The organism is Microbacterium terregens, assembly GCF_039534975.1.
GTDB lineage: Bacteria > Actinomycetota > Actinomycetes > Actinomycetales > Microbacteriaceae > Microbacterium > Microbacterium terregens.
Map to the genome: position 1 here is coordinate 839,974 of NZ_BAAAWH010000001.1, position 26,438 is coordinate 866,411.

A 26,438-nucleotide genomic window follows, 5' to 3' on the forward strand; every position below is an offset into this window, starting at 1 on the left:
CCGACCGAATCACTCCCAGACCCCATCGATAGAGGACCTCGTCACATGACCATCACGCAGGAGCAGGCGACCTGGTTCGCGCAGACGTTCACGCAGATCGCCGACAACGTCGAGCGTGCCGTCCTGGGCAAGCGCCGTGTCGTCGAACTGGTCCTGACCGCGATGCTCAGCGACGGGCACGTCCTGCTGGAGGACGTGCCCGGCACCGGCAAGACCTCGCTCGCCCGCGCGATGGCCCAGTCGGTGCAGGGCACCAACACGCGCATCCAGTTCACGCCCGACCTGCTGCCCGGCGACATCACCGGCATCACGGTCTACGACCAGAAGACCGGCACCTTCGAGTTCCACGCGGGGCCGGTCTTCGCCAACATCGTCCTCGCCGACGAGATCAACCGGGCGAGCCCGAAGACGCAGTCGGCGCTGCTGGAAGTCATGGAAGAGGGAAAGGTCACCATCGACGGCATCTCGCGTCAGGTCGGCGTCCCGTTCCTGGTGCTGGCCACGCAGAACCCCGTGGAGCAGGCGGGCACCTACCGGCTGCCCGAGGCGCAGCTGGACCGGTTCATGATGCGCACGTCGCTCGGCTATCCCGATCACGCCGCGACCGTCCGCATCCTGGACGGCGCGGCCGTGCCCACCGCCGAGCTGGCCCCCGTCCTGACCCCGCAAGCGCTGGCCGGCATGGCGGATCTGGCCGCCGCGGTGTACGTGGACGCGCTCGTCCTGGACTACATCGCGCGCCTGGTGGACGGCACCCGCTCGGCCGACGAGGTGCGCCTGGGCGTCAGCATCCGCGGCGCACTGGCGCTCACGAAGGCGTCGCGCTCGCGCGCCATCTCGCAGGGGCGCACCTACGTCACCCCCGACGACGTGAAGGCGCTCGCCGTCTCGGTCCTCTCGCACCGGCTCATCCTGCAGGCCGAGGCCGAGTTCGACGGCGTCACACAGGAGGCCGTGGTCGGTCAGGTTCTGCTGGATGTCGCACCCCCCAGTCGCCGCGAGGCCGTATGAGCCTGACCGACTCCCGCGTGACCCGCACCTCGGCCTCCTCCGGACCGGCCGCGTCCGCCGGCGCGCCCGGCGGGACGACCAGCACCCAGGTCACCTCCGCCGCCGGCGGGCGCCGGGTGGTGCGCGTGGTGGTGTGGTGGACGCGCTTCTCGCGCGACGCCGTCGCCGCGCTGCGGGCCGCGGTCCAGTGGACCGGACGCACCGTGCGCCCGGCAGGGGTTCTCGTGGGCGTCGTCGCCACGGCGGGACTCGGTGTCGGGATCCTGTTCGGGTGGGTGGAGGCGATGGTCGCGGGTGCGATCGCCCTCGCTCTGGTCGCGATGGCCGTGCCCTTCCTCTTCGGCGCCCGCTCGTACGACGTCGACCTCGTCCTGGCGCACGAACGCGTGGTCGCCGGTGACTCGGTCACCGGACAGATCGTGGTGCGCAACGACGGTCAGCGCGCCGCGCTGCCCGGACGCCTCGACATTCCGGTGGGTGCGGGACTGGTGGAGTTCGGCGTTCCGCTCCTGCGGCCCGGGCATGCCGTGTCGCAGCCGCTGCAGATCCCCGCGCTGCGACGCGGGATCGTCATCGTCGGTCCGGCCACGACGGTCCGCACCGATCCGCTCGGACTGCTGCGCCGCGAGCACGCGTTCGAGGACGTGCACGAGCTGTACGTGCACCCGCGCACCACGAGCGTCCCGTCCACCAGCGCCGGCCTGATCCGCGATCTGGAGGGCAACCCGACGCGGCGCCTGGTGGATGCCGACATGTCCTTCCACGCGATCCGCGAGTACGCGCCGGGGGATTCGCGCCGCCAGATCCACTGGAAGTCCACGGCCAAGACCGGACAGCTCATGGTGCGCCAGTACGAGGAGTCGCGACGTTCGCGCATGGCGGTGGTGCTGTCGGCCGCCGAGGCGGAGTTCGCGGACCCCGACGAGTTCGAGCTGGCCGTCAGCTGCGCCGCCTCGCTGGGCTTGCGCGCGGTCCACGACGCGCGCGAGGTGGACATCGTCACCGGCACCGAGATCCCGCGCGTGGTGCGCGGGCGGCTGCGCGCGATCCGGCACATCCCGGCCGCATCGCGGCGCACGCTGCTGGACGGCTTCAGCACCGTGGAGATGATCGAGAACACCATGTCGATCGCGGAGGTGTGCCGGCTCGCGGCGGAGGCGAACGAGCGGCTCTCGATCGCGTTCATCCTGGTCGGATCCGCGGTGAGCCTGGAGCGTCTGCGCCAGGCCGCGCTCGGGTTCCCGGCCGACACGGCGGTGGTCGCGGTGATCTGCGACGAGCGCGCGCACCCGCGGATGCGGTCGCTTTCTGGCCTGACCGTCCTGACCGTCGGGACGCTCAACGACCTGTCCGGACTCCTGCGGCGGGGGGCGAGCTCATGACCGGCAGCATTCCCGTCACCGCATCCGCCCGGCCGACGCCGGACGGTCCCCGGCCGGTGCCGAGGATCATCGCCGGGTCGCTGTTCGTCGGCGCCGTGGCGGGGATCTCGGCCGTGGCCGCCTGGCCGATCTACCGCGACGGCGCGTTCCTGCTGCTGGTGGCTGTCGGCGCGTCCGTCGGCGCGGCGATCGCGGCGCTCGCTTGGCGACGTGCGTGGGGCGGGTGGCGGGTGACCGCTGCGCTCGTGATCGCGTTCTTCGTGCTGGGCGTGCCCTTGGCCGTGCCATCCCGACTCACCGACCCGCTCTCGGCGCTGCGCGGTCTCGGCGAGGTGGCATCCGGAGCGCTGCTCGCGTGGAAGGACCTCGTCACCGTCGATCTGCCGGTGGGCGCCTACCGCAACCTGCTGGTGCCCGCACTCCTGGTCGTGCTCGTCGGGACGTGCGTCGGGCTGCTGCTGGCCTGGCGGGCCGACCGTGTCGCGTACGCGGCCGTTCCGGTGGCGCTCGGCATGATCTCGTTCGGGCTGTTCTTCGGCCGCACGACGGTCAGCGCCCCGCTCCGGCTGGGGCCTGTGACCCTCGCCGCTCCGGTGGAGACGGCCGTCGGGATCGCCGGGCTGCTCACGTGCCTGCTGTGGCTCACCTGGCGGAGCCGCGACGAGCGGATCCGGGCGCTGCGGCGGGCCGCGGCATCCAGCGGCGTGCGAATCTCCCGCCGGCCTTCCGGTGCCGATCAGCGCCGGATCGCGCTCGGGGCCGGGATGGTCGCGGTGGCCGTGCTGGCGGCTGCGATCGTGGTCCCCTACGCCGCGCGCGGCACCGAGCGCGAGGTGCTCCGCTCCAGCGTCGGACCGGAGATCGCGATCTCGTCCGCGATCAGCCCGCTCGCCGAGTACCGCGCCCTGTTCGATGACGCGCGGGCCGAGGACGTGCTGTTCACCGTCACCGCCGACGGCGCGCTGCCCGATCGCGTGCGGCTGGCGACGCTGGACAGCTACGACGGCGAGATCTACCGCAGTGGCGGCGCCGGGGCGCTCGACTCGGCCCGCTTCGTTCGCGTCCCCGCCACTCGCGACGCGGGCCGCGGGCGCGCGATGGACGTCGAGGTCGCCATCCAGGGGCTGGACGGGATCTGGATGCCGACACTCGGCCGGCTGCGGTCCGTCGAGTTCGCGGGGCCGCGGGCGGCATCCCTCGCCGACCGGTTCTACTACCGTGCCGACGCCGGCGCCGGGGTGCAGACGGCCGGAGGCGGTCTCGCGCCGGGCGATGCCTATCGGATCACCGTGGTCGAGCCCGTGGCGGCGGACCTCGTCTCGATCAAGGCGCCGGGCGCGGTCGGCGACGGAGTCGACGCCCCGCAGAATCTGCGCACGTGGGTCGAGCGGCACATCACCGGTTCGGATGGAGCGGCGCTGGCCGGGCTGGTGTCCCTGCTGCGCGAGCGCGGCTACCTCAGTCATGCGCTCTCCACGGGCGACGAGACCCCGGTATGGATGCAGTCGCTGCCCGGATACACGTTCCAGCCGAGCGCGTCGGGGCACTCCCTCGCCCGGGTGGATGCGCTGTTCGGGCGCCTCCTCGAGCGGGAGAGCGATCGGCGGGCCGCGGCATCCGAGAATTTCGTGGCCGCCGTCGGCGACGACGAGCAGTTCGCGACGGCCGTCGCGCTGATCGCCCGCGAACTCGGCTTCCCGTCCCGCGTGGTCGTCGGCGCGCGACTGGCCTCGGCGGACCCGAGCCTGCCCACCTGCGCTGCCGGGGTCTGCCGCGCAGTGGACCTCGCCGCCTGGACCGAAGTCCAGTCCGCCGCCGGCGACTGGGTTCCGGTGGATGTCACGCCGCAGTTCGCCCAGTCCCCGAGCCTGGACGTGACCGAGCAGCGCAACCCCGAGAACGTCACCGAGGTGCGACCCGACGCCGTCGAAGACGTCGTGCCCCCCGACCCGGTCCAGGAGGACTCCGGCGCCGATGATCGCGTCGAGGAGGCGGTTGCCATGGACCTCGCCTGGCTGTGGCCGACGCTGCGGATCACCGGCATCGCTCTTCTCCTGCTCGCGCTCGTCGTCGGTCCGTTCGTCGTGATCGCCGCGGCCAAGGCTGCTCGCCGCCGCACCCGTCGCACGCAGGGTGATCCGGCGGCGCGGATCACCGGCGGCTGGGAGGAATACGTGGATGCCGCCGTCGATTCCGGTCGCGAGTCGACTCCGGTGCTCACCCGCAGCGAGCTCGCCGACCTGTTCGGAACCCCTGCGGGGAGTCGATTGGCGGTGGATGCCGACCACGCCGTGTTCTCGGGTGCGGCGACGACCGCGCAGGAGGCAGAGGTGTTCTGGCGCTCGGTCGAGGAGGAGCGCGACGTCCTGCTGCGCGAGCGCGGCGTCTGGCGCCGCATCCTCGCGACCGTATCGTTGAGATCGTTCGTCCGTAACCTGGCGCCCCCCGGCGCCCGGCCGCGCTTCGCAGAGAGGGGAAGCGCCGGGTTTCGTCGCCCGCGCACATCGCCATGACTCCCATCGATGACTCCACCGGCGTCGCCCTCGGGCTGATGACGTTCCTGCTGCTGGTCGTGCTGTACCTGTGGACCGCACTCGCGCTGTCGGCTGTGTTCCGCAAGGCCGGGGAGGAGTCGTGGAAGGGCTGGGTGCCGATCCTCAACCAGGTGGTGCTGCTTCAGCTCGGGGGACTGTCCGGTTGGCTCTACCTGCTCGTGCTCATTCCGATCGCCGGCTGGGTGGTGCTCTGGGCGCTGCTGATCGTGGCCTGCTATCGCATCAACGTCGCGTTCGGGCACGGCGCCGGCATGACGGTGGTCGCCGCGCTGCTGCTGCCGCTGTGGGCGTCGATCCTCGGCTTCGGCCCGGACCGGTGGCTGGGGGCCGAGCCCGCCGCCGGGCCGAGGCGCGCTGGTACCCCGGTGTCATCCGGTGGGGGACCGGCCCGCGCTCTTCCGATCGCCGGTGCGGAGTACGTGGCCCGGGCCGCGCCGAACAACCCGCACGGTGCGGCGATGGATCCCGCCGGCGGCTGGTCGCCGTCGCCCCGCATCCCTCCCACGCCTCCGCTGCCGTCGGCGTCACCGGAGCCACGCGCTGCGGAGCCACGCGCTGCCGAGCCACGCGTTGCCGAGCCGGCCGCCGCCGAGGCGCCCTCGTTCGAGCCGGCCTCGTTCGATTCGCCGCGAGCCGAGGATGCTCCTCCCGTGCGCCCCCTGGTCCAGCCGCCGCTGCCGGGCCCGGCGGAGTTCGCCGGTGACGAGCCGCCGGTCTTCGAGACCGAGCCGATCCCCGGACGCGGCGTCTACGGCCCGCAGTCCGCGAACACCGGTCACTGGGGCGGTTTCGACCTCGGCGCGATCAGCGAGCTGACCGGCGACGTCACCGCGGCCGAGCCCGAGGCGCCCGCTCCCATCTCGGCGGTGCCGACGCGTCCCGCAGCAGACAGCGCCCGCCCGCCCGGCCCGCCGCCCCCCGCGCCGCCGGTCACCAGGCTGCCCGCGCCCCCGGCGGTCCCCGCCGAGGAGGAACCGTGGGCGCCGGCCCGTTCCCCGCTGAGCGATCCTGACGCGATCTCGGAGACCTCGGGGCAGGTATCGGCGGTCGTCGGGGCTCCGGATGCCGGCACCCCGAGGCCGGCCGCGGCTGCCGTCTCCGCGCAGCATGCGATGGTCGAGACCGAGGAGGACGCGATGGACCACACGATCCTCACCCGGCGACGGCGTACGGCGTGGTCGCTGATCCCGCCCTCGGGCGCGCCGGTCGCCCTCACCGCTGAGGTCATCATCCTCGGGCGCAAGCCGGTCCGCGACGAGGCGTACCCCACCGCGCAGCTGATATCGATCGACGACGGCACCGTGTCCAAGACCCACGCGCGCCTCGAGCTGCGCGCGGACCGCTGGTACGTCACCGACCTCGGGTCGACCAACGGCGTCCTGTTCGCGACGCTGATGGGCACCGAGGTGGAGGCCACCCCCGGCGTGGAGATCGAGGCGGGTGAGCGGTTCTACCTCGGCGACGCCGAAGTCCGTCTGCAACGGAACGACAGATGACGGACCTCCCCGACGAAGACACGATCCGCGTGCGTCGCTCGGCGGGGGGCGTCCTCCGCGGAGTTCCGGCGGCCGACCGCGAACCCGACGCCGCTCCGGTCTCCGGCGCGGGAGCCGCCGAACGCGCCGATCCGCAGGACGGCGCCGACCCGGCGGGTGCCGCCGACCCGCCCTCGTCCCTCACCGAGCCCATCGACCCCCTGAGCGCCGACGCGCACAGCGACGAGATTCACCCCGTCCGCCACCGCGCGACATACGTCGACCCCGAATCCGAGATCGAGCAGACCGATGGTTCGACCATCGTCGCGCGGCGCGAGTCCCGCCGCCGTGCCGCGCGGGAGCACGCCGCGATGCAGCCCCGGGTTCCGCCGCTGCCCCGTCCTCCGCACGACGCGCCCGCAGCACCGGTCCGACCCGGGCGCGCCGCCTCCGCCCCGGGCGTCGCGGCCACCGACGCCGTCTACGGGGCCCGCACGGCCGATCCGGTCTTCGCGTCCCGCACCGCTCCGCCCCTGCACGCGCCGCAGACCCCGGCGGATGGCACCGCAACCGCGCGGCGTCACCGGCAGCGGGCGCGCCGGACCGCGCTGATCGTGGTGGTCTCGGCATCCGCTGTCGGCGTGGCCGCAGCCGCGTCGCTCGTCGCCCTCGCGCTCATGCCCTGAGGGGACGCCCGTTTGACCGCTTCCCCATAAAGCGCGTATCATTGGTTGGGTGTGCGCTCGTGCGCTCCTTGTGCTGTGCCTCGGCGCGGGACGAGGGAGTCGGCGCCACATCTCAGGGAAATGCCTGCGAACAGGCGGCCCCCACGGCATACCCACCACACAATCGCGTCAGTTCTTCTGCCGCGCCGGTGGGTCCGCGTGAGCCTCGGATGACACGGATCGCAACGATCGGTGGAATGCGAGGGGAGACCACGACGCTGTCACCGTGCAGCACAACAAGGAGAGAACGTGCCAACCATTCAGCAGTTGGTTCGCAAGGGACGGACGCCCAAGGTCGTAAAGACCAAGGCCCCCGCCCTGAAGTCGAACCCCCAGCAGGCGGGCGTCTGCACCCGCGTGTACACGACCACGCCCAAGAAGCCCAACTCGGCGATGCGCAAGGTCGCCCGTGTCAAGCTCCGCAACGGCACCGAGGTCACCGCGTACATCCCCGGCGAAGGCCACAACCTGCAGGAGCACTCGCTCGTTCTGGTGCGTGGTGGTCGTGTCAAGGACCTTCCGGGTGTCCGCTACAAGATCGTCCGCGGCGCCCTGGACACCCAGGCCGTCAAGAACCGTAAGCAGGCTCGCAGCCGCTACGGCGCGAAGAAGGGTTAAGCACCATGCCTCGCAAGGGACCAGCCCAGAAGCGCCCCGTCGTCAACGACCCGGTATACGGCGCACCGATCGTCAGCCAGCTCGTCAACAAGATCCTCGTTGACGGCAAGAAGTCGCTCGCCGAGTCGATCGTCTACACCGCCCTGAAGGGCGTCGAGGACAAGAACGGCCAGGACGCCGTCGCCACGCTCAAGAAGGCGCTCGACAACGTGCGCCCGACCCTCGAGGTCAAGAGCCGCCGCGTCGGTGGATCGACCTACCAGGTGCCGGTCGAGGTCAAGCCTCACCGCGCCAACACGCTGGCGCTGCGCTGGCTTGTCAGCTACGCAAAGGGTCGTCGTGAGAAGACGATGACCGAGCGCCTCCAGAACGAGATCCTGGATGCCTCGAACGGCCTGGGTGCCGCGGTCAAGCGCCGCGAAGACACCCACAAGATGGCCGAGTCGAACCGCGCCTTCGCGCACTACCGCTGGTGAACCCAGCCGGTGTCGGGCGAGGCGGGTTCCGCCCCGCCCGACACCCCGCGACATCCGATCTCGGTACGTCAACATGATTCATCGGTTGTTGAGCAGCGGCGAGAGCCGCGTATCGAAACACGATCACCGAAATAGATAAGGACACACCCCGTGGCACAAGACGTGCTCACCGACCTGACCAAGGTCCGCAACATCGGCATCATGGCCCACATCGATGCCGGCAAGACGACGACCACCGAGCGCATCCTGTTCTACACGGGAACCAACCACAAGATCGGCGAGACGCACGACGGCGCCTCGACGACCGACTGGATGGAGCAGGAGCAGGAGCGTGGCATCACGATCACCTCCGCTGCTGTGACGTGCTTCTGGGACAGCAACCAGATCAACATCATCGACACGCCCGGCCACGTCGACTTCACGGTCGAGGTCGAGCGCTCACTGCGCGTCCTCGATGGCGCCGTCGCCGTCTTCGACGGCAAGGAGGGCGTCGAGCCCCAGTCCGAGACGGTATGGCGTCAGGCCGACAAGTACGACGTCCCGCGCATCTGCTTCGTCAACAAGATGGACAAGCTGGGCGCCGACTTCTACTTCACGGTCGACACGATCATCAACAAGCTCAAGGCCCGGCCGCTGGTCATCCAGCTGCCGATCGGTGCCGAGAGCGACTTCATCGGCGTCGTCGACCTGGTTGAGATGCGCGCGCTGGTCTGGGCGGGCGACTCCAAGGGCGATGTCACCATGGGTGCCAAGTACGACGTCCAGGAGATCCCGGCCGACATGGCCGACGTGGTCGCCAAGTACCGCGAGATGCTGCTGGAGACGGTCGCCGAGTCCGATGAGGTGCTTCTGGAGAAGCACTTCGGCGGCGAGGGCCTGACTGTTGCCGAGATCAAGGGCGCCATCCGCAAGATGACCGTCACCTCGGAGATCTACCCGGTGCTGTGCGGCTCGGCGTTCAAGAACCGCGGCGTGCAGCCGATGCTGGACGCGGTCGTGGACTACCTCCCGTCGCCGCTGGACGTGCCCGCCATCGAGGCGCACGACCCGAAGAACGAAGAGATCGTCATCGAGCGCCACGCCGACCGCGACGAGCCCTTCACTGCTCTGGCGTTCAAGATCGTGACGCACCCCTTCTTCGGCCGTCTCACCTACATCCGCGTGTACTCCGGTCACCTGGATTCGGGCGGACAGATCGTCAACTCGACGAAGTCCAAGAAGGAGCGCATCGGGAAGATCTTCCAGATGTACGCCAACAAGGAGAACCCGGTCGACTCCGTCACCGCCGGGCACATCTACGCGGTCATCGGCCTCAAGGACACGACCACGGGCGACACGCTCTCCGATTCGCAGCACCAGGTCGTGCTCGAGTCGATGACGTTCCCCGAGCCGGTCATCGAGGTCGCGATCGAGCCCAAGACCAAGGCTGACCAGGAGAAGCTGGGTCTCGCGATCCAGAAGCTCGCGGAGGAGGACCCGACGTTCCGCGTCGAGCAGAACTCCGACACCGGTCAGACCGTCATCAAGGGCATGGGCGAGCTGCACCTGGACATCCTGGTCGACCGCATGAAGCGCGAATTCCGCGTCGAGGCGAACGTCGGCAAGCCCCAGGTCGCGTACCGCGAGACGATCAAGAAGGCTGTCGAGCGTCACGACTACACCCACAAGAAGCAGACCGGTGGTTCGGGTCAGTTCGCGAAGATCCAGTTCGCGATCGAGCCCCTCGACCTGACTGCCGAGGAGACCTACGAGTTCGACAACAAGGTCACCGGTGGGCGCATCCCGCGCGAGTACATCCCCTCGATCAACCAGGGCTTCCAGGACGCCATGAACGTCGGAGTCCTCGCGGGCTACCCGATGGTCGGCGTCAAGGCGATCCTGCTCGACGGCGCGGCGCACGACGTCGACTCGTCCGAGATGGCGTTCAAGATCGCCGGATCGATGGGATTCAAGGAGGCCGCACGCAAGGCCAACCCCGTCATCCTCGAGCCCATCATGGGCGTCGAGGTGCGCACGCCCGAGGAGTACATGGGCGATGTCATCGGCGACCTGAACTCGCGTCGCGGCCAGATCCAGTCGATGGAGGACGCCCAGGGCGTCAAGGTCGTCCGGGCTCTGGTGCCGCTGTCGGAGATGTTCGGCTACATCGGTGACCTGCGCTCGAAGACTTCGGGTCGCGCCGTCTACTCGATGGAGTTCGACAGCTACGCCGAGGTCCCCAAGGCCGTGGCCGAAGAGATCGTCCAGAAGAACAAGGGCGAGTAGCCCTCAGGATGCCGGGGGCGAGAGTTCCCGGCATCCGCACCACAACTGCATATCGGTTACCGTGTCTCGATAGGTGGCTTCGCCGCCACTGGACAACCGGGCGGCGCAGCCGCTGTCGCGAGATACACAGTTTCACCCCCTACCTCTCTACTAATGTAGGAATCAATCCCCGTAGAGCACCGGTCGCAAACCAGCGCCCGGACCCTCTACATGAACGTCCTGAGGAGGACCTAGTGGCTAAGGCCAAGTTCGAGCGGACCAAGCCGCACGTAAACATCGGAACCATCGGTCACGTCGACCACGGCAAGACCACGCTCACCGCAGCGATCTCGAAGGTGCTCGCCGACAAGTACCCGTCGGCCACCAACGTGCAGCGCGACTTCGCGTCCATTGACTCTGCTCCCGAGGAGCGTCAGCGCGGCATCACGATCAACATCTCGCACGTCGAGTACGAGACGCCGAAGCGCCACTACGCGCACGTCGACGCCCCGGGTCACGCTGACTACATCAAGAACATGATCACCGGTGCTGCCCAGATGGACGGCGCGATCCTCGTGGTCGCGGCGACCGACGGCCCCATGGCTCAGACGCGCGAGCACGTGCTTCTGGCCAAGCAGGTCGGCGTGCCGTACCTGCTCGTCGCCCTGAACAAGAGCGACATGGTCGATGACGAGGAGATCCTGGAGCTCGTCGAGCTCGAGGTTCGCGAGCTTCTCTCGAGCCAGGACTTCGATGGCGACAACGCTCCCGTTGTCCGCGTCTCGGGTCTGAAGGCGCTCGAGGGCGACGCCGAGTGGGTCGAGAAGATCGTCGAGCTCATGGAGGCCGTCGACGCTTCCATCCCCGACCCGGTGCGTGACAAGGACAAGCCGTTCCTCATGCCCATCGAGGACGTCTTCACCATCACCGGCCGTGGCACGGTCGTGACGGGTCGCGCCGAGCGCGGCACCCTCGCGATCAACTCCGAGGTCGAGATCGTGGGTCTGCGCCCGACGCAGAAGACGATCGTCACCGGTATCGAGATGTTCCACAAGCAGCTCGACGAGGCGTGGGCCGGCGAGAACTGTGGTCTGCTTCTTCGCGGCACCAAGCGTGACGACGTCGAGCGCGGCCAGGTTGTCGTCAAGCCCGGTTCGGTCACCCCGCACACCAACTTCGAGGGCACGGCGTACATCCTGTCCAAGGAGGAGGGCGGCCGTCACAACCCGTTCTTCACGAACTACCGCCCGCAGTTCTACTTCCGCACCACGGACGTCACCGGCGTCATCACGCTGCCCGAGGGCACCGAGATGGTCATGCCCGGCGACACCACGGACATGACCGTTGAGCTGATCCAGCCCATCGCCATGGAAGAGGGCCTCGGCTACGCGATCCGTGAGGGTGGCCGCACCGTCGGCGCCGGCACGGTCGTGAAGATCCTCAAGTAGCACTCGCTTTTCGAAAGGCCCCCGGGATTTCCCGGGGGCCTTTTGCGTGCCCGAAGACGAGAAGTTCCCTGTGCATATGACCCGGAATGCGCGACAGTTTCGGATTTCCCCACGTCAAAGACGATTTCCGAAGGAAAGCACAAGGGACTTCTGGGACTTCAGGAGTTCCTAAGGATCTATTCGGGCGAATTAGTGGAGACAAACTATGACGGTGTCATAGTTTGTAGTTAGTGATCACATAAAGCGGACCTGCTCGGACCACCCGAAGGATCGAGCAGGACTGGGCCGCTGGTGAACGCCCCTGTGCGGAGCTGTGCCTCTACCCGAGAGGCTTCAGTCTGGGTCCGCGCAGTGCTGTTGCACGCTCTCTGGGGGAGTATATGCATACCGACGTTCGTGGTGCCTCGCGCAAGGTCTTGCGCCAGAAACTTCGTCGCCGCCTGCACGGGCGCCGCGCCGTTCTCGGAACGGCTGCGGCGTCCGTCGTGGGGATTCTGGTGATCGCCGGCGTTGTTCCTGCGATCGCCGCGGGGCTGGATGCGGCAACGCCCGCCCCGACCGCACCCGCGGTCGTAGAGCAGTTGCCGGAGCCCGTCGAGTCGGCGGGCGTCGACCAGACGCCCGCGCCGGTCGCGTCGCCGCCGGTCGACGTCGCCCCGGCCGAGGACGGCGTGCCGGCCTCGCCGTCGGATGAGATCGCAGAGTCGGTGGACCCCGAACAGCCGGAGTCGGATGCCGGCGATGACGCCGTCGGTTCCCGGTCCATGGCGGACGCAGAGTCGGACGGCATGTCGCTGCTCGCCGCGCCGACCATCCCGCAGGGACAGGCCGCGATCACCGTGAACCTCCGCGCGCTGCGGACCGCCTCCGGGACCACGACGACCACCTCGCCCACGGCGGGCGTGCAGCTGCGCCTGCACACCGACGTGACGGTCAGCTCCACCAACAGCTACCCTGGCGATCCGATCACGGCAGCCTGGGCGACCTGCACCACCGACGCGGGCGGAGACTGCAACTTCAGCATTCAGGGAACCGCGCTGGGCAAGCAGTACTGGGTCATGTCCAACGGCGCGGCCGGCTCGCAGTCATTCCTCAGCCAATACCTGATCACCGGCGACAACACGAACACGGGCGTCAACAAGTTCGCGGCGACCCCGTACGCGTTCCGCACGCCGAAGATCGTCGCTTCTCAGACCGCATACCAGTTGCCCGGCACCGGTGTGGCAGGGATGCCGAAGGATTCCCGCGTCGGCAACCCGCAGCTCCCGCTCAGCGCCACCGTGGCAACCGCCAACCGCTGGACGCACAACAGCGGCGACATGATCACGACGGTGAACAACCCGCGCCACCAGTCGACGTGCACGCCGGGGCTGAAGGTGGCGCTGATCGTCGACACCTCCACGTCGATGACCTACAACAACAACGAGGGCATCAAGGGCGCCAAGGCTGCCTCGGTCGCCTTCGCCACGCAGTTCGCGAACAAGGACGTGACGCTCGGCGTCTACAAGTTCGGCAACGGTGCGGATGTCGTGACAGCGCCCACCCTGGTGACCGGCGCGAACCTCAAGAAGGACTTCACCGACAAGATCAACGGCATCGCGGTCGGCACCAACGATTACACCAACTGGGATGCCGGCATCGCCCAGATCAAGGGTCAGGGGTACGACCTCGCCGTCGTCCTTACCGATGGCAACCCCACGCGCTCCAGCCAGGAGAGCGACGGCGGCTCGTGGACGAACCTCATCAGGCTCGAAGCCGCGATCCTCTCCGCGAACCTCGTGAAGAGCCAGGGGACCCAGATGCTCGCCTTCGGCGTCGGGGACTACATCGACGCGGCACTGCCGCAGAACCTCGAAGCCGTCACGGGCAGGACCGCGTGGACGCCCGGGGGCGTGGCGATCGGCGCAGCGGACTACGCGATCACGAACAACTGGGCCGTGGTTTCCACACAGCTGGCCAGCCTCGCTTCCTCGCTGACCTGTGAAGCGACCGTTCAGATCCACAAGCAGCAGCGGGCGGCCGCCGGCGGCGCGCTCACCGACGGATCCGGGTGGCGCTTCACACCCGTCAAGACCGGCGCGGGCACTCTGTCGCCCACGGACGTCCAGGTCACCGGAGCGAACGGGCTCCTTCCGGCCCCATGGCGCATCTCGTTCACGGCCGCCGGTCAGACCGCGAGTGTGACGGTCACCGAAACGCAGAAGACGGGGTGGGTGCTCGAGAGCGTGACCTGCCTGAAGAACGGCGTGGCGGTGTCCGGCATCCCGAACGATCTGACCTTCACTCTGACGTCGCTCGCATCCGGCGACAACGTCGTGTGCACTGTCGTGAACGCCGAGACGCCGAAGGGCGCGACCGTGGTCGTCGACAAGGTCTGGACGATCAAGGACTCGACGGGGGCTGTCACCGGCACCTACCGGGAGCCCGCGCAGCCCGGCGACGCCGCGCTGCCGCAGGGACTCACGGCGACAGCATCCGTTGCCGGCACGGACCGCGTGTGGGGGACCGTCTACAGCGGCTTCACGCAGTCGCAGAAGGTCGCGATCTCCGAGACGGTCTCCATCGACGCGCAGAAGCTGCCCGGGTGCACGCTGACCTCGAAGAAGCTCACGATGGCCAACGGCAAGACCGTCGCGGGCGATGTCCCTTCCGAGGTGACGCTGCAGCTCGGTGCGAACAGCTACACGCTGACCAACACGGTCACCTGCGCCTCGACCCTGAGCCTGGTGAAGAAGGTCTCGTTCGGGGCAGCGCCGACGAGCAGCTGGACCCTCACCGCGACCAAGCCCGTGGCAAGCCCGGCTCTGCAGGGACCGACGGGGAAGTACACCTCCGCAGGGTCCGTGACCGCGCCGGTCACGGCGGGCATCGTCTACGCACTCGCGGAGAGCGGCGGTCCCGCCGAGTACGTCCAGGACGGCGCGTGGAGTTGCGCCGCGGGGTCGGCGGCGGTTCCGGTGACGGATGGCAAGGTCATCGTGCCGCTGGGCGCGAACGTCACCTGCACGGTCGTCAACGCCACCGCCCAGCTGGTCCTGCTCAAGCACGTCGAGGATCCGTCGATGAATCCCGGCGATTGGACACTGTCCGCGACGCCGGCGCCCGGTGCGCTCACCGCCAAGTCCGCGCTCGGCGCAGAGACGGCGTCCGTCGCGAACACGTTCGAGGTCAAGCCGGCCACGGAGTACGTGATCTCGGAGGCGCTCACCGGCGGACCCGGAACCATCGCCTACCGCCAGCTCGCGATCCAGCAGCTGCAGCCGGACGGCAGCTGGCTGGAGGTGTCGTCGGATCGAGTGACGCTCAGTCCCGGGGCGACGGCGACGTACCGCTTCGTCAACGACAAGGTGCCCGCCGTAGTCCTGCCCCTCACCGGCGGGACCAGTACCGATGCCTTCCTCTTCGGCGGGGTGATCGCCCTGCTCCTGGCAGGGATCCTCGCCGCCTGGCACGCCCGACGAATCGTCGCGATGCGACGGATCTGAGCGGGCGCGCAGCCCACGACCACGGCTTGGTGCAGCCGTTTCACACCCGAAATCACCGGCACCGTTTCATCCATCCATGTCTGACTCTGGGGAGAACTGACACACATGACGAATACATCGAAGGGCCGTCTCGGACGGCTCGTAGCAGCGGTCGGAGTGGTCGCGATCGCGACGCTCGGCGCCGTGACCATCGGCGGACCCGCATCCGCGACGGACGGGCCGAACATCGACCCGAAGGCGACCGGCTCGGTCACCATCCACAAATATCAGCAGCCGGCCCAGCCGACCACGCTGCCGCACGACGGCACGGCCTTGACGCCCGAACAGCTCAAGGGCTTGCAGCCGCTGGAGGGCGTCACGTTCAGCATCGCGAAGGTCGACGCCGTCGATCTCGCCACGAACGCCGGCTGGACCCTCGCCGAGAAGCTCACGGTGGTTGCCGGCAAGGTGACGGACGGCACCACGACGTTCGCGACGACTGCCGTGTCGGCGGGCGCCACCGCCGCGGACGGCACCCTGGCCTTCCCGAGCCTCGGCCTCGGGGTCTACCTCGTCACCGAGACCGGCGCCGGCGGCAACCCGATCGCCGTCACCTCGCCGCCCTTCCTGGTGTCGGTGCCGCTGCCGAACGCCGGTAAGTGGCTCTACGACATCCACGTGTACCCGAAGAACTCCGTGACCGGAGTGTCCAAGTCCGTCGATGACAGCACCGCGTTCGGCCTCGGCCAGGAGGTCGCGTGGACCGTGACCGGAGACATCCCGAACCTGGCAGCGGATGGCCAGCTGACGAAGTACGACATCGTCGACACGCTGGACGCGCGCCTCGGTTACGTCTCCGCGACGGTCACGGCCAAGACGGCCGACGGCACGTCCGTGCCGCGCGACCCCGCCGACTACGTGTTGACGGCGCCGACCGCGGGCTCGGCCGGCGAGGTGAAGGTCGTCGCGACGGCGTCAGGCCTGGACAAGCTCGAAGCCGCCGCCGGCGGAACCGTGCAGCTGAAGATCGTGACCACCGTGAAGTCGATCGAAGACGGCTCCATCGAGAACTCCGCCACGCTGTACGTCAACGACGCGACAGTGAAGGCCGACGCGGTCACGTACTGGGGTGCGCTGAAGATCTTCAAGTACACCGGCGAGAAGACCGCGCTGAAGGGTGCGCAGTTCCAGATCTTCACGAGCGAGGCCGATGCGATCGCGAAGTCGGATGCCGTCGTGGTCGACGGCAAGGCGACCTTCACGTCGCCGGAGGACGGCATGATCGTGGTTCCCGGTCTGAAGGCCGGCGTGAGCGGCACCGACTACTGGATCGTCGAGACCCAGGCGCCGGTGGGATACACCGCGACCGCCGCACCGACCAAGGTGACCGTCAAGACGGGCGACATCGCCGGCGCGCAGGTCGTGAAGGTGCACAACTCGCAGGTTCCGGCGTACGCCCTGCCGCTCACCGGTGGCAACGGCCCGCTGATGTTCGCGACGGGTGGTGGAGCGCTCGTGCTCGTCGCCGTCGGAGCCGCCTTCGTGATCGCCCGGCGCAAGGCCGCCGCCGTCCGCGCCTGACCCCCCGGTGGTCGGCCCCCCTAGCCGATCGCCGTTCCCCCAAAACCCGTGGCGGGGCGGCCGCACCGCCTCTCCCGTTCCGGTCTCCATTCCGGAACGGGAGAGGTCTGCCGGCTTCCCCGCCACGGCCCCCGACCCCGTGGCGGGGGAGGCCGCACCGCCTCCCTCGCCACGGCACCACGCTGTTCCACGTCCGCCCGGAGTACCCGTGACACTGATCGCCCCTGCTGCTGCCGACTCGTCGACGCCGTCCTCGCGACGAGCGGAGCGGGCGCTGCGTCCGCGGTGGCGGCTTCCGGTACTCCCGCTCGCCATCGCCGTCGTCTGCCTTCTCGGCATCCTGATCCTGATGTATCCCTCCGTGGCGGGATGGTTCTCGCAGTACGAGCAGTCGCGCATGATCGACGAGTACTCGACCGAGGTCGAGGTCCTGGGCCCCGAGGGTGTCGCGGGCGAGATCGAACGCGCGCACGCGTACAACACGGACCTGGTCGGCGGGGCGTCCGTGGCCGCGGGTGAGAGGCTGCCCGTTGTCGACGGCGCGGCCGTCGACAACGACTACTCCTCGCTGCTCTCGGCCGACGATCAGGGCTTGATGGCCCGCCTGCGCGTTCCCTCGATCGGCGTCGATCTGCCGATCTACCACGGCGTATCGGAGGCCGTGCTGCAGCGCGGCGTCGGGCACCTGGAGGGCACGGCGCTGCCGGTCGGTGGCGAGGACACGCACGCGGTGCTCACCGCCCACCGCGGGCTGGCGTCCTCGACGCTGTTCACGAATCTCGACCAGGTCGACGAGGGGGACCTCTTCTCGATCGAAGTGTTCGGCGACGTCCTGACCTACCGGGTCATCAGCACGCAGGTGGTCGCCCCCAGCGAGACCGAGACGCTCTACCCGCTGGTGGGCGAGGACCTCGTCACGCTGGTGACCTGCACGCCGCTGGGCATCAACAGCCATCGGATCCTGGTGACGGGCGAGCGCATCCTGCCGACACCGCCCGCCGAGGTCGCGCAGGCGGGGCAGACCCCCGATATCCCCGGGTTTCCGTGGTGGACGCTGATCCTCGCGGCGGCGGCGCTCACGCTCGGCCTGTACGTCTGGTGGTCCGGTCGACCCGCGCGCCGTCGCCGGTCTCGTAGCGCCGGGAAGCCGTGACCCCGGGGCCTTCGCGGTGCGGCTCGGCGCGGCTCGGCTCGGTTGTCGAGAGTGCATGTCCCGGCTGCCGAGGGTGCATGTCCCGGCTGCCGAGGGTGCGTGTCCCGGCTGGCGAGGGTGCAGGTCCCGGTTGCCGAGGGTGCTGCGTCGCTCGGCTGACGAGCGCTCGAACAGTGGATGCCGGGCGCCTTGACCGTTTGACGGAGACCCCGTTGCCCACCTTCAATGGGAGTGAGCGCCCACTCGGGCGACGAAGGAGTGCGCAATGGGTATCGACGACGTGGTGAACCAGGGCAAGGAATTCCTCGAGCAGAACAAGGACAAGATCGGCGAGGCGCTCAAGTCCGACCAGGCGGAGGACATCAGCGACAACGCGCTGAACGCCGCCGCAGACTTCGTCAAGAAGGTCGCCCCTGACACCGTCGACCAGCACGTCGACGGTGTCCGCGACAACATCGACAAGGCCGTCGGCAACGAGAAGTAGCTGTTTCGGGGGCCCGGGATGCTCGGCGTCCCGGGCCCTTTCGCGTCCCGGCTCGGCCGCCGAGAGTGCCCACCTCAGCCCCGAGGGTGCACATCCCGGCCGCCGAGAGTGCCCGCCCCAGCCCCGAGGGTGCACGCCCCGGCTGCCGAGAGTGCCCACCTCAGCCCCGAGGGTGCACCTCCCGCCCGCCGAGAGTACCCACGCCGATCGCCGAGAGTCCTCCGACGCTGAACAGCCGCGCCCCGCCCGAGCTCCTCCTCCCCAGGCGCCGCTCCCGACGGGTTACTCCTCCATATCGGCGTACCGGCGCCGCGCGCAGACCCGCGGCCGCCAGCCTGGACCCATGGCATCCATCGACGACGCCCTCGTCAGGTCAACGCAGCTCGACCCCGCACCCACGGTGGGGTTCACGAGGCTTCGCCGCGGCATCCACGTGAACGCGGAGGAATGGGCGGCGCAGCACGTGGAAGGACGCCAGCGGCTGCGCGCGCATGCCGTGGCGGCGAGTGCCCGGCGGGCACCGGTGTATTCGCACATCACGGCGGCCGCACTCTGGCGCGTGCCCGTCTTCGGCAGTCGTGACACCCGCGCGCACGTCATCGATCCCGGCGAAAACCCCGCCAAGTCTCGCGGGGACGTGGTGCGTCACGGCATCCCCCTGTCCGATGAGGACGTCGTGATGCTCGACGGACTGCTCGTCACCGCCCTGGATCGCACGGTGTACGACGTCATCCGCGTGCTGCCTGCCGAGGGCGGACTCGCCGCTTTCGATGCAGCGCTTCGTCGCGTTGCCTGGGACGACGAATCGCACACGATCGATGCGGATGCCAGTGACGGCTTCCGTGCACTCGTGTGGCGCCGGATCTTCGCGAATCCGGGCGCGCGCGGCATCCGTCGGGCGCGCCTGCTGGCCGAACTCGCCGACGGTCGCGCGCAGCTGCCGGGCGAGAGCGTCAGCCGGTACCGCATGTGGGAGCTCGGGATGCCGGCGGCACAGTTGCAGCGGGAGGTGCTGACGGATCTGGGCCGGACGTACCTCGACTTCGCATGGCCGCGGCTGCGTCGGTTCGGTGAGTTCGACGGCGCCGTCAAGCTCGTGGACCCGGAGTTCACGCGCGGGCGCACACCGGCGCAGGTGGTGCGCGATCAGGCTGCGCGGCGTGCCGCGATCGAAAACGCGACGGGATGGATCGGCATGAACTGGGGGATGCCGCAGCTCGACGACTGCGAGACGCTCCTGGACGCTCTCATCACGCAGGGTTGGCCGCGCGGGTATCGGCCGTAGCCGCGTCGAGCACTTTCGGCGGCGGGGACGTGCACGCTCGATAACCTGGACCGGCACCTTGGGGGCGGGGACGTGCACTTTCGGCGGCGGTGGCCCGCACCCTCGGCGGCGGAGACGCGCACCCTGGGCAACCGGGACCGGCACTCTCGGCAGCAGGGACATGCACTCTCGGCGGCAGGGACATGCACTCTCGGCAGCCGGGACCGGCACTCTCGACGGCAGGGATATGCACTCTCGGCAGCCGGGCGACGGCGGGCGCGAGGCCCCGACACACCCACGACACGCCCGAGTTTGCGACACGCCCGGGCTGCACGTAGAATAGTGAGGTTCCACATTCCGGCGGCCGCTCGCGTGCCCCGGATCACTGCCAGGGCAGTGCATAGGCGGCGCACACGCGCAGGGTCCTAGGCCGCAGGCAGCAGAGCAACACTTCCAACACCAGCATCCCGGCAACGGGGCGTGCCTTGCGTGCGCAGCGCGGGTGGGGGAGCCGGGGACGAAAGCCTCCGGTTTGACAGCAGAACAGTGGTGCAAGCCTTACCGCGGAGACGCGGTGAGCGAAGTGCCAAGGACGAGGGATGACCCATCCCACGTCCCCGTGCGTCCAATGCGGCCCGGATCCCGGGAACGTAAGACGCGGAAAGAGAGAGAGCAGACAATGGCGGGACAGAAGATCCGCATTCGCCTGAAGTCGTACGATCACGCCGGCCTCGATTCGTCGGCCCGCAAGATCGTCGACACCGTGACCCGTGCTGGCGCGACCGTCGTGGGCCCCGTGCCCCTTCCGACCGAGAAGAACGTCATCGCCGTCATCCGGTCGCCGCACAAGTACAAGGACAGCCGCGAGCACTTCGAAATGCGCACCCACAAGCGTCTGATCGACATCATCGACCCGACGCCCAAGGCCGTCGACTCGCTGATGCGCCTTGACCTGCCGGCTGACGTCAACATCGAGATCAAGCTCTAGGACTCGCCATGGCAGACATCAACTCAAAGATTTCCAAGGGGATGCTGGGCACCAAGCTCGGCATGACCCAGGTGTGGAACGAGAATGGCAAGCTCATTCCCGTCACCGTCATCGAGCTCGCCCCGAACGTGGTCACCCAGGTTCGCACCCCCGAGCGTGACGGCTACAACGCGATCCAGATCGCCTACGGCCAGATCGACCCGCGCAAGGTCAACCAGCCGCAGACCGCCCACTTCGAGGCTGCCGGCGTCACGCCGCGCCGCCACCTCACCGAGGTGCGTACCGCCGACGCCGGCGACTACACGCTCGGCCAGGAGCTCACCGCTGAGGGCACGTTCGCGGCCGGCCAGCTGGTCGACGTCGTCGGCACCAGCAAGGGCAAGGGCTTCGCCGGTGTCATGAAGCGTCACAACTTCAAGGGCGTCTCGGCATCGCACGGTTCGCACCGCAACCACCGCAAGCCCGGCTCGATCGGCGCATCGTCGACCCCGAGCCGCGTCTTCAAGGGCATGCGCATGGCCGGCCGTATGGGTGGCGAGCGCGTGACCGTCCTGAACCTCACGGTGCACGCCGTCGACGCCGAGAAGGGTCTGCTGCTCGTCAAGGGCGCCGTCCCCGGCGCGCGCGGTCGCATCGTCTACGTCCGCAACGCAGTGAAGGGCTGAGACCATGGCTGACCAGAATCTCGCGCTCGACGTGCGAAGCGCAGAAGGCAAAAAGGCCGGCTCGGTCGAGCTGCCCGCCGCGCTCTTCGACGTCAAGACCAACATCCCGCTGATCCACCAGGTCGTCGTCGCACAGCGTGCGGCGGCTCGCCAGGGCACCCACTCGACCAAGCGTCGCGGTGAGGTCTCCGGCGCCGGTCGCAAGCCGTTCAAGCAGAAGGGCACCGGTAACGCCCGTCAGGGCTCGATCCGCGCGCCGCACATGACCGGTGGTGGCGTCGTCCACGGACCCAAGCCCCGCGATTACTCGCAGCGCACGCCCAAGAAGATGATCGCGGCCGCCCTCCTGGGTGCGCTCAGCGATCGTGCTCGCGGCGAGCGTCTGCACGTCATCGAGTCGTTCGGCATCGAGGGTGCGCCCTCGACGAAGGCCGCCGCGGCGTACCTGGCCGAGGTCGCGCAGACCAAGCGCGTCCTCGTCGTGATCGACCGCAACGACGAGATCACCGTCAAGAGCGTTCGCAACCTCGCGTACGTTCACGTGCTGCCGGTCGACCAGCTCAACGCCTACGACGTGCTCGTCTCCGACGACATCGTCTTCACCAAGGCTGCTTACGACGCGTTCATCGCGGCGAAGGCTCCCGCGACCGAGGAGGTCTCGGCATGACCGACCTGCAGACGGCTGTGAGCGCAAACGGCAATAGCGGCCAGGCGCTCTCGATCAACAAGGACCCGCGCGACATCATCCTCAAGCCGGTCGTGTCGGAGAAGAGCTACGGGCTCATCGACGAGGGCAAGTACACGTTCCTCGTGGACCCCCGCGCGACCAAGACGGAGATCAAGCTCGCCATCGAGAAGATCTTCGGCGTCAAGGTCGCCGCGGTGAACACGATCAACCGCGTCGGCAAGGTCCGTCGCACCAAATTCGGCGCCGGCAAGCGCAAGGACACCAAGCGCGCGATCGTCACGCTCAAGTCGGGAACCATCGACATCTTCACGGCAGTCGGCTGACGGTCGGGACGAAGGACACATAACCATGGCAATTCGCAAGTACAAGCCCACGACCCCCGGTCGCCGCGGCTCGTCGGTGGCGGACTTCGCTGAGATCACCCGATCGACGCCCGAGAAGTCTCTCCTCCGCCCGCTGTCCAAGACCGGTGGCCGCAACAACCAGGGTCGCATCACCACCCGCCACATCGGCGGTGGCCACAAGCGCCAGTACCGCGTGATCGATTTCCGTCGCAACGACAAGGACGGCATCGACGCGAAGGTCGCTCACATCGAGTACGACCCCAACCGCACGGCCCGCATCGCGCTGCTGCACTATGCAGACGGCGAGAAGCGCTACATCATCGCGCCGAACAAGCTGTCGCAGGGTGACGTCGTCGAGTCGGGTCCGTCCGCGGACATCAAGCCCGGCAACAACCTGCCGCTGCGCAACATCCCGACCGGTACGGTCATCCACGCCATCGAGCTCCGCCCCGGCGGCGGCGCGAAGATGGCACGGTCGGCCGGCGTCGGTGTGCGTCTGGTCGCCAAGGAAGGCCCGTACGCCCAGCTGCGTCTCCCCTCGGGTGAGATCCGCAACGTCGACGTGCGCTGCCGCGCGACGATCGGCGAGGTCGGCAACGCCGAGCAGTCGAACATCAACTGGGGCAAGGCAGGCCGCAACCGCTGGAAGGGCATCCGCCCGACCGTCCGCGGTGTCGCAATGAACCCGGTCGACCACCCGCATGGTGGTGGTGAGGGTAAGACGTCCGGTGGACGTCACCCCGTGACTCCGTGGGGCCAGAAAGAAGGCCGCACGCGTCATGCCAACAAGGAAAGCGACAAGTACATCGTCCGTCGTCGCAACGTCGGCAAGAAGCGCAAGTAGGAGTAGAGGAAGATGCCACGCAGTCTTAAGAAGGGCCCCTTCGTCGACGAGCACTTGCTTCGCAAGGTCGTCGTCCAGAACGAAGCGGGAACCAAGAACGTCATCAAGACCTGGTCACGTCGTTCGATGATCGTGCCGGCCATGCTCGGCCACACGATCGCCGTCCACGATGGTCGCAAGCACATCCCTGTGTTCGTGAGCGAGACCATGGTCGGCCACAAGCTGGGCGAATTCGCGCCCACCCGCACCTTCCGCGGCCACGAGAAGGACGACAAGAAAGGCCGTCGCCGCTAGGCGACTGAGGAGGTAGAGAAATGGTGGAGTCAATCGCACGTGTGCGACACATCCGCGTGACCCCTCAGAAGGCTCGTCGTGTCGTCGCCCTCATCAAGGGCAAGCAGGCCCAGGAGGCACTCGCCATCCTGAAGTTCGCGCCGCAGAGCGCGAGCGAGCCGATCGCCAAGCTGGTAGCAGCCGCGATCGCGAACGCTCGGGTCAAGGCCGACAAGGATGCCGAATACCTGGACGAGCAGGACCTGTACGTGGCAAACGCGTACGTGGACGAGGGGACGACGCTCAAGCGTTTCCGCCCCCGCGCCCAGGGTCGCGCGTTCCAGATCAAGAAGCGCACGAGCCACATCACGGTCGTGCTCTCTACGCCGGAGGTGGCCGACGCTTCGACAAGCTCGGCAACCGCGGGTACCAAGACGAAGAAGGCGAGCAAGTAATGGGCCAGAAGGTAAACCCGTACGGCTTCCGCCTCGGCATCACCACCGACCACGTGTCGCGCTGGTTCTCCGACTCGACGAAGCCCGGACAGCGCTACGCCGACTACGTGGCCGAGGACATCAAGATCCGGAAGCTGCTGCAGTCGAACCTCGACCGTGCCGGCGTCAGCAGCATCGAGATCGAGCGCACGCGTGACCGCGTTCGCGTCGACATCCACACCGCCCGCCCGGGCATCGTGATCGGCCGCCGCGGCGCCGAGGCCGAGCGCATTCGCACCGACCTCGAGAAGCTCACCGGCAAGCAGATCCAGCTGAACATCCTCGAGGTCAAGAACCCCGAGGCTGACGCTCAGCTGGTCGCGCAGGGCATCGCCGAGCAGCTTTCCGCTCGTGTGGCGTTCCGCCGCGCGATGCGCAAGGGTCTGCAGGGTGCTCAGCGCGCCGGTGCCAAGGGTGTCCGCATCCAGGTCTCCGGCCGCCTCGGCGGCGCCGAGATGAGCCGTTCGGAGTTCTACCGCGAAGGTCGTGTGCCCCTGCACACGCTGCGCGCGAACATCGACTACGGCTTCTACGAGGCCAAGACCACCTTCGGCCGCATCGGCGTGAAGGTCTGGATCTACAAGGGCGATCTCACCAACAAGGAACTCGCTCGCGAGCAGGCCAACGCACCGAAGGCGCCCCGTGGTCGGGACGACCGTGGTGGCGACCGTCGCCGTGCACCGCGCAACGACGCCCCCGTCGCAGAAGGAGCGTCAGCCTGATGCTTATCCCCCGCAAGGTCAAGTTCCGCAAGCAGCACCACCCGGGCCGTTCCGGTCAGGCGTCCGGTGGCACCAAGGTGTCCTTCGGCGAGTACGGCATCCAGGCCCTCACGCCCGCTTACGTGACCAACCGTCAGATCGAGTCCGCTCGTATCGCCATGACGCGTCACATCAAGCGCGGCGGGAAGGTGTGGATCAACATCTACCCCGACCGTCCGCTCACGAAGAAGCCGGCCGAAACCCGCATGGGTTCCGGTAAGGGTTCGCCGGAGTGGTGGGTCGCGAACGTCAAGCCGGGTCGCGTCCTCTTCGAGGTCGCCGGTGTCAGCGAGGAACTCGCTCGCGAAGCACTGACCCGTGCCATTCACAAGCTGCCCCTGAAGGCACGCATCATCAAGCGCGAGGAGGGCGACGCGTAATGGCGATCGGCACCAAGCAGCTCGCTCCGAGCGAGCTCGACACGTACGAAGACCAGCGCCTCGTCGAGGAGCTGCGCAAGGCCAAGGAAGAGCTGTTCAACCTGCGCTTCCAGTCGGCCACCGGCCAGCTCGACAGCCACGGCCGCATCCGTGCGGTCAAGCGCGACATTGCGCGGCTTTATACCGTCATCCGTGAGCGCGAGCTCGGCATCCGTGCCACGCCCGCCCCCGTGGAGACGGTGACGAAGGCTAAGAAGACGAAGGCCAAGAAGGCGGACGCCGCCGACGAGGCCGTGAAGGAAGAGGCCGAGTAATGGCTGAGACCACTAAGAAGCCCGCCGCGCCTAAGAAGGCTGCGCCCAAGAAGACCGCTGCTGCGGCAGACGTCGCCGTCGTGGAGCCGGAGCTTGCCGAAGTGCAGGTCAAGGGACACGAGTCGTCCGAGCGTGACGTCCGTGACGCCGAAGCCCGTGGCTACCGCAAGGCCCGCCGCGGCTACGTCGTCAGCGACAAGATGGACAAGACGATCGTCGTCGAGGTCGAGGACCGCGTGAAGCACCCTCTCTACGGCAAGATCATCCGTCGCACCTCGAAGGTCAAGGCTCACGACGAGGCGAACTCCGCCGGCATCGGCGACCTGGTCGTCATCAACGAGACCCGTCCGCTCAGCGCCACCAAGCGCTGGCGCCTGGTCGAGATCCTCGAGAAGGCCAAGTAGGCCTCGGCCTGCTTGGAACCCAAGGAGTAACAAGTGATTCAGCAGGAATCCCGCATCAAGGTCGCCGACAACACCGGCGCGAAAGAGCTGCTCACCATCCGCGTGCTCGGCGGCTCGAAGCGCCGCTACGCCGGACTCGGTGACACCATCGTCGCAACGGTCAAGGACGCGATCCCCGGCGGCAACGTCAAGAAGGGCGATGTGGTCAAGGCCGTCATCGTCCGCACCAAGAAGGAGACGCGCCGTCCCGACGGCTCGTACATCAAGTTCGACGAGAACGCCGCCGTCCTCCTGAAGAACGACGGGGAGCCCCGCGGCACCCGTATCTTCGGACCGGTCGGTCGCGAGCTTCGTGACAAGAAGTTCATGAAGATCGTCTCGCTCGCACCGGAGGTCATTTAGT

The 26,438-nt window shown here is 68.4% G+C and carries 26 protein-coding genes; all 26 read left to right on the forward strand.

Going from position 1 to position 26,438, the window contains the following annotated elements; genetic code table 11:
• Positions 1-45 precede the first annotated feature (45 nt).
• The 26 genes from ABD655_RS03820 (at position 46) to rplN (ending at position 26,437) form a co-directional block, all read left to right on the forward strand.
• Positions 46-1,011, forward strand: coding sequence for an AAA family ATPase (locus ABD655_RS03820; RefSeq protein WP_344711736.1), 966 nt, complete (start codon positions 46-48; stop codon positions 1,009-1,011).
• Positions 1,008-2,393 carry a DUF58 domain-containing protein gene (locus ABD655_RS03825; RefSeq protein ID WP_344711738.1) on the forward strand — a complete coding sequence of 462 codons (1,386 nt, stop codon included), beginning with the start codon at positions 1,008-1,010 and terminating at the stop codon, positions 2,391-2,393. The genes ABD655_RS03820 and ABD655_RS03825 overlap by 4 nt, the downstream gene beginning before the upstream one ends.
• Positions 2,390-4,906, forward strand: coding sequence for a transglutaminase domain-containing protein (locus ABD655_RS03830; RefSeq protein ID WP_344711739.1), 2,517 nt, complete (start codon positions 2,390-2,392; stop codon positions 4,904-4,906). Before ABD655_RS03825 ends, ABD655_RS03830 begins: the two co-directional genes overlap by 4 nt.
• Positions 4,903-6,444, forward strand: a complete 1,542-nt coding sequence (locus ABD655_RS03835) for a DUF5684 domain-containing protein (RefSeq protein ID WP_344711740.1) — start codon at positions 4,903-4,905, stop codon at positions 6,442-6,444. Before ABD655_RS03830 ends, ABD655_RS03835 begins: the two co-directional genes overlap by 4 nt.
• Positions 6,441-7,109, forward strand: coding sequence for a hypothetical protein (locus tag ABD655_RS03840; protein WP_344711742.1), 669 nt, complete (start codon positions 6,441-6,443; stop codon positions 7,107-7,109). The genes ABD655_RS03835 and ABD655_RS03840 overlap by 4 nt, the downstream gene beginning before the upstream one ends.
• A gap of 288 nt (positions 7,110-7,397) precedes the next feature.
• Positions 7,398-7,766: a 30S ribosomal protein S12 gene (gene rpsL, locus ABD655_RS03845; protein WP_257501467.1), complete on the forward strand. Its 369-nt coding sequence runs from the start codon at positions 7,398-7,400 to the stop codon at positions 7,764-7,766.
• A gap of 5 nt (positions 7,767-7,771) precedes the next feature.
• Positions 7,772-8,242 carry a 30S ribosomal protein S7 gene (gene rpsG / locus ABD655_RS03850; RefSeq protein WP_257501468.1) on the forward strand — a complete coding sequence of 157 codons (471 nt, stop codon included), beginning with the start codon at positions 7,772-7,774 and terminating at the stop codon, positions 8,240-8,242.
• Between the two features lie 150 nt (positions 8,243-8,392).
• Positions 8,393-10,507, forward strand: a complete 2,115-nt coding sequence (gene fusA / locus ABD655_RS03855; protein ID WP_344711745.1) for an elongation factor G — start codon at positions 8,393-8,395, stop codon at positions 10,505-10,507.
• A 233-nt stretch (positions 10,508-10,740) separates the two neighbouring features.
• Positions 10,741-11,934, forward strand: coding sequence for an elongation factor Tu (gene tuf / locus ABD655_RS03860; protein WP_344711746.1), 1,194 nt, complete (start codon positions 10,741-10,743; stop codon positions 11,932-11,934).
• 380 nt (positions 11,935-12,314) lie between these two features.
• Positions 12,315-15,419, forward strand: coding sequence for a prealbumin-like fold domain-containing protein (locus ABD655_RS03865; protein ID WP_344711747.1), 3,105 nt, complete (start codon positions 12,315-12,317; stop codon positions 15,417-15,419).
• Positions 15,420-15,524: 105 nt separating this feature from the next.
• On the forward strand, positions 15,525-16,979 hold the full coding sequence (locus ABD655_RS03870) for a SpaH/EbpB family LPXTG-anchored major pilin (RefSeq protein ID WP_344711748.1): 1,455 nt from the start codon (positions 15,525-15,527) through the stop codon (positions 16,977-16,979).
• Positions 16,980-17,187: 208 nt separating this feature from the next.
• Positions 17,188-18,132: a class C sortase gene (locus ABD655_RS03875; protein ID WP_344711749.1), complete on the forward strand. Its 945-nt coding sequence runs from the start codon at positions 17,188-17,190 to the stop codon at positions 18,130-18,132.
• A 265-nt stretch (positions 18,133-18,397) separates the two neighbouring features.
• A complete protein-coding gene (locus tag ABD655_RS03880) occupies positions 18,398-18,616 on the forward strand; it encodes an Rv0909 family putative TA system antitoxin (protein ID WP_344711750.1) in 219 nt (72 codons plus the stop codon).
• A gap of 343 nt (positions 18,617-18,959) precedes the next feature.
• Positions 18,960-19,901 (forward strand): hypothetical protein, encoded by a 942-nt coding sequence (locus tag ABD655_RS03885; protein ID WP_344711751.1) that lies wholly within the window; start codon positions 18,960-18,962, stop codon positions 19,899-19,901.
• 658 nt (positions 19,902-20,559) lie between these two features.
• Positions 20,560-20,868: a 30S ribosomal protein S10 gene (rpsJ, locus tag ABD655_RS03890; protein WP_116648288.1), complete on the forward strand. Its 309-nt coding sequence runs from the start codon at positions 20,560-20,562 to the stop codon at positions 20,866-20,868.
• 8 nt (positions 20,869-20,876) lie between these two features.
• On the forward strand, positions 20,877-21,533 hold the full coding sequence (rplC, locus tag ABD655_RS03895; RefSeq protein ID WP_344711752.1) for a 50S ribosomal protein L3: 657 nt from the start codon (positions 20,877-20,879) through the stop codon (positions 21,531-21,533).
• A gap of 4 nt (positions 21,534-21,537) precedes the next feature.
• Positions 21,538-22,200 carry a 50S ribosomal protein L4 gene (gene rplD, locus ABD655_RS03900; protein WP_344711754.1) on the forward strand — a complete coding sequence of 221 codons (663 nt, stop codon included), beginning with the start codon at positions 21,538-21,540 and terminating at the stop codon, positions 22,198-22,200.
• Entirely contained in the window at positions 22,197-22,544 is a 348-nt protein-coding gene (rplW, locus tag ABD655_RS03905) for a 50S ribosomal protein L23 (RefSeq protein ID WP_344711756.1), read from the forward strand. Before rplD ends, rplW begins: the two co-directional genes overlap by 4 nt.
• 25 nt (positions 22,545-22,569) lie before the next feature.
• On the forward strand, positions 22,570-23,409 hold the full coding sequence (gene rplB / locus ABD655_RS03910; RefSeq protein WP_344711757.1) for a 50S ribosomal protein L2: 840 nt from the start codon (positions 22,570-22,572) through the stop codon (positions 23,407-23,409).
• Positions 23,410-23,421: 12 nt separating this feature from the next.
• Positions 23,422-23,703: a 30S ribosomal protein S19 gene (gene rpsS, locus ABD655_RS03915; RefSeq protein ID WP_091703661.1), complete on the forward strand. Its 282-nt coding sequence runs from the start codon at positions 23,422-23,424 to the stop codon at positions 23,701-23,703.
• A 20-nt stretch (positions 23,704-23,723) separates the two neighbouring features.
• The gene (gene rplV, locus ABD655_RS03920; protein WP_344711758.1) at positions 23,724-24,137 is read left to right on the forward strand and encodes a 50S ribosomal protein L22; all 414 of its coding nucleotides are present in this window, start codon (positions 23,724-23,726) and stop codon (positions 24,135-24,137) included.
• Positions 24,137-24,898: a 30S ribosomal protein S3 gene (gene rpsC / locus ABD655_RS03925; protein WP_257501493.1), complete on the forward strand. Its 762-nt coding sequence runs from the start codon at positions 24,137-24,139 to the stop codon at positions 24,896-24,898. The genes rplV and rpsC overlap by 1 nt, the downstream gene beginning before the upstream one ends.
• A complete protein-coding gene (gene rplP, locus ABD655_RS03930; protein ID WP_344711762.1) occupies positions 24,898-25,317 on the forward strand; it encodes a 50S ribosomal protein L16 in 420 nt (139 codons plus the stop codon). The genes rpsC and rplP overlap by 1 nt, the downstream gene beginning before the upstream one ends.
• A complete protein-coding gene (rpmC, locus tag ABD655_RS03935; protein ID WP_344711764.1) occupies positions 25,317-25,631 on the forward strand; it encodes a 50S ribosomal protein L29 in 315 nt (104 codons plus the stop codon). The genes rplP and rpmC overlap by 1 nt, the downstream gene beginning before the upstream one ends.
• A gap of 101 nt (positions 25,632-25,732) precedes the next feature.
• A complete protein-coding gene (gene rpsQ / locus ABD655_RS03940) occupies positions 25,733-26,035 on the forward strand; it encodes a 30S ribosomal protein S17 (protein ID WP_344715659.1) in 303 nt (100 codons plus the stop codon).
• A gap of 33 nt (positions 26,036-26,068) precedes the next feature.
• A complete protein-coding gene (rplN, locus tag ABD655_RS03945; protein WP_344711766.1) occupies positions 26,069-26,437 on the forward strand; it encodes a 50S ribosomal protein L14 in 369 nt (122 codons plus the stop codon).
• Position 26,438 lies beyond the last annotated feature (1 nt).

Excerpts from the sequence above, each read along its gene's own strand:
- ABD655_RS03820 (WP_344711736.1), top strand. The coding sequence starts at position 46 with ATGACCATCACGCAGGAGCAGGCGACCTGGTTCGCGCAGACGTTCACG.
- ABD655_RS03825 (WP_344711738.1), top strand. The coding sequence starts at position 1,008 with ATGAGCCTGACCGACTCCCGCGTGACCCGCACCTCGGCCTCCTCCGGA.
- ABD655_RS03830 (WP_344711739.1), top strand. The coding sequence starts at position 2,390 with ATGACCGGCAGCATTCCCGTCACCGCATCCGCCCGGCCGACGCCGGAC.
- ABD655_RS03835 (WP_344711740.1), top strand. The coding sequence starts at position 4,903 with ATGACTCCCATCGATGACTCCACCGGCGTCGCCCTCGGGCTGATGACG.
- ABD655_RS03840 (WP_344711742.1), top strand. The coding sequence starts at position 6,441 with ATGACGGACCTCCCCGACGAAGACACGATCCGCGTGCGTCGCTCGGCG.
- rpsG (WP_257501468.1), top strand. The coding sequence starts at position 7,772 with ATGCCTCGCAAGGGACCAGCCCAGAAGCGCCCCGTCGTCAACGACCCG.
- ABD655_RS03865 (WP_344711747.1), top strand. The coding sequence starts at position 12,315 with ATGCATACCGACGTTCGTGGTGCCTCGCGCAAGGTCTTGCGCCAGAAA.
- ABD655_RS03870 (WP_344711748.1), top strand. The coding sequence starts at position 15,525 with ATGACGAATACATCGAAGGGCCGTCTCGGACGGCTCGTAGCAGCGGTC.
- ABD655_RS03880 (WP_344711750.1), top strand. The coding sequence starts at position 18,398 with ATGGGTATCGACGACGTGGTGAACCAGGGCAAGGAATTCCTCGAGCAG.
- ABD655_RS03885 (WP_344711751.1), top strand. The coding sequence starts at position 18,960 with ATGGCATCCATCGACGACGCCCTCGTCAGGTCAACGCAGCTCGACCCC.
- rpsJ (WP_116648288.1), top strand. The coding sequence starts at position 20,560 with ATGGCGGGACAGAAGATCCGCATTCGCCTGAAGTCGTACGATCACGCC.
- rplC (WP_344711752.1), top strand. The coding sequence starts at position 20,877 with ATGGCAGACATCAACTCAAAGATTTCCAAGGGGATGCTGGGCACCAAG.
- rplD (WP_344711754.1), top strand. The coding sequence starts at position 21,538 with ATGGCTGACCAGAATCTCGCGCTCGACGTGCGAAGCGCAGAAGGCAAA.
- rplW (WP_344711756.1), top strand. The coding sequence starts at position 22,197 with ATGACCGACCTGCAGACGGCTGTGAGCGCAAACGGCAATAGCGGCCAG.
- rplB (WP_344711757.1), top strand. The coding sequence starts at position 22,570 with ATGGCAATTCGCAAGTACAAGCCCACGACCCCCGGTCGCCGCGGCTCG.
- rpsS (WP_091703661.1), top strand. The coding sequence starts at position 23,422 with ATGCCACGCAGTCTTAAGAAGGGCCCCTTCGTCGACGAGCACTTGCTT.
- rplV (WP_344711758.1), top strand. The coding sequence starts at position 23,724 with ATGGTGGAGTCAATCGCACGTGTGCGACACATCCGCGTGACCCCTCAG.
- rpsC (WP_257501493.1), top strand. The coding sequence starts at position 24,137 with ATGGGCCAGAAGGTAAACCCGTACGGCTTCCGCCTCGGCATCACCACC.
- rplP (WP_344711762.1), top strand. The coding sequence starts at position 24,898 with ATGCTTATCCCCCGCAAGGTCAAGTTCCGCAAGCAGCACCACCCGGGC.
- rpmC (WP_344711764.1), top strand. The coding sequence starts at position 25,317 with ATGGCGATCGGCACCAAGCAGCTCGCTCCGAGCGAGCTCGACACGTAC.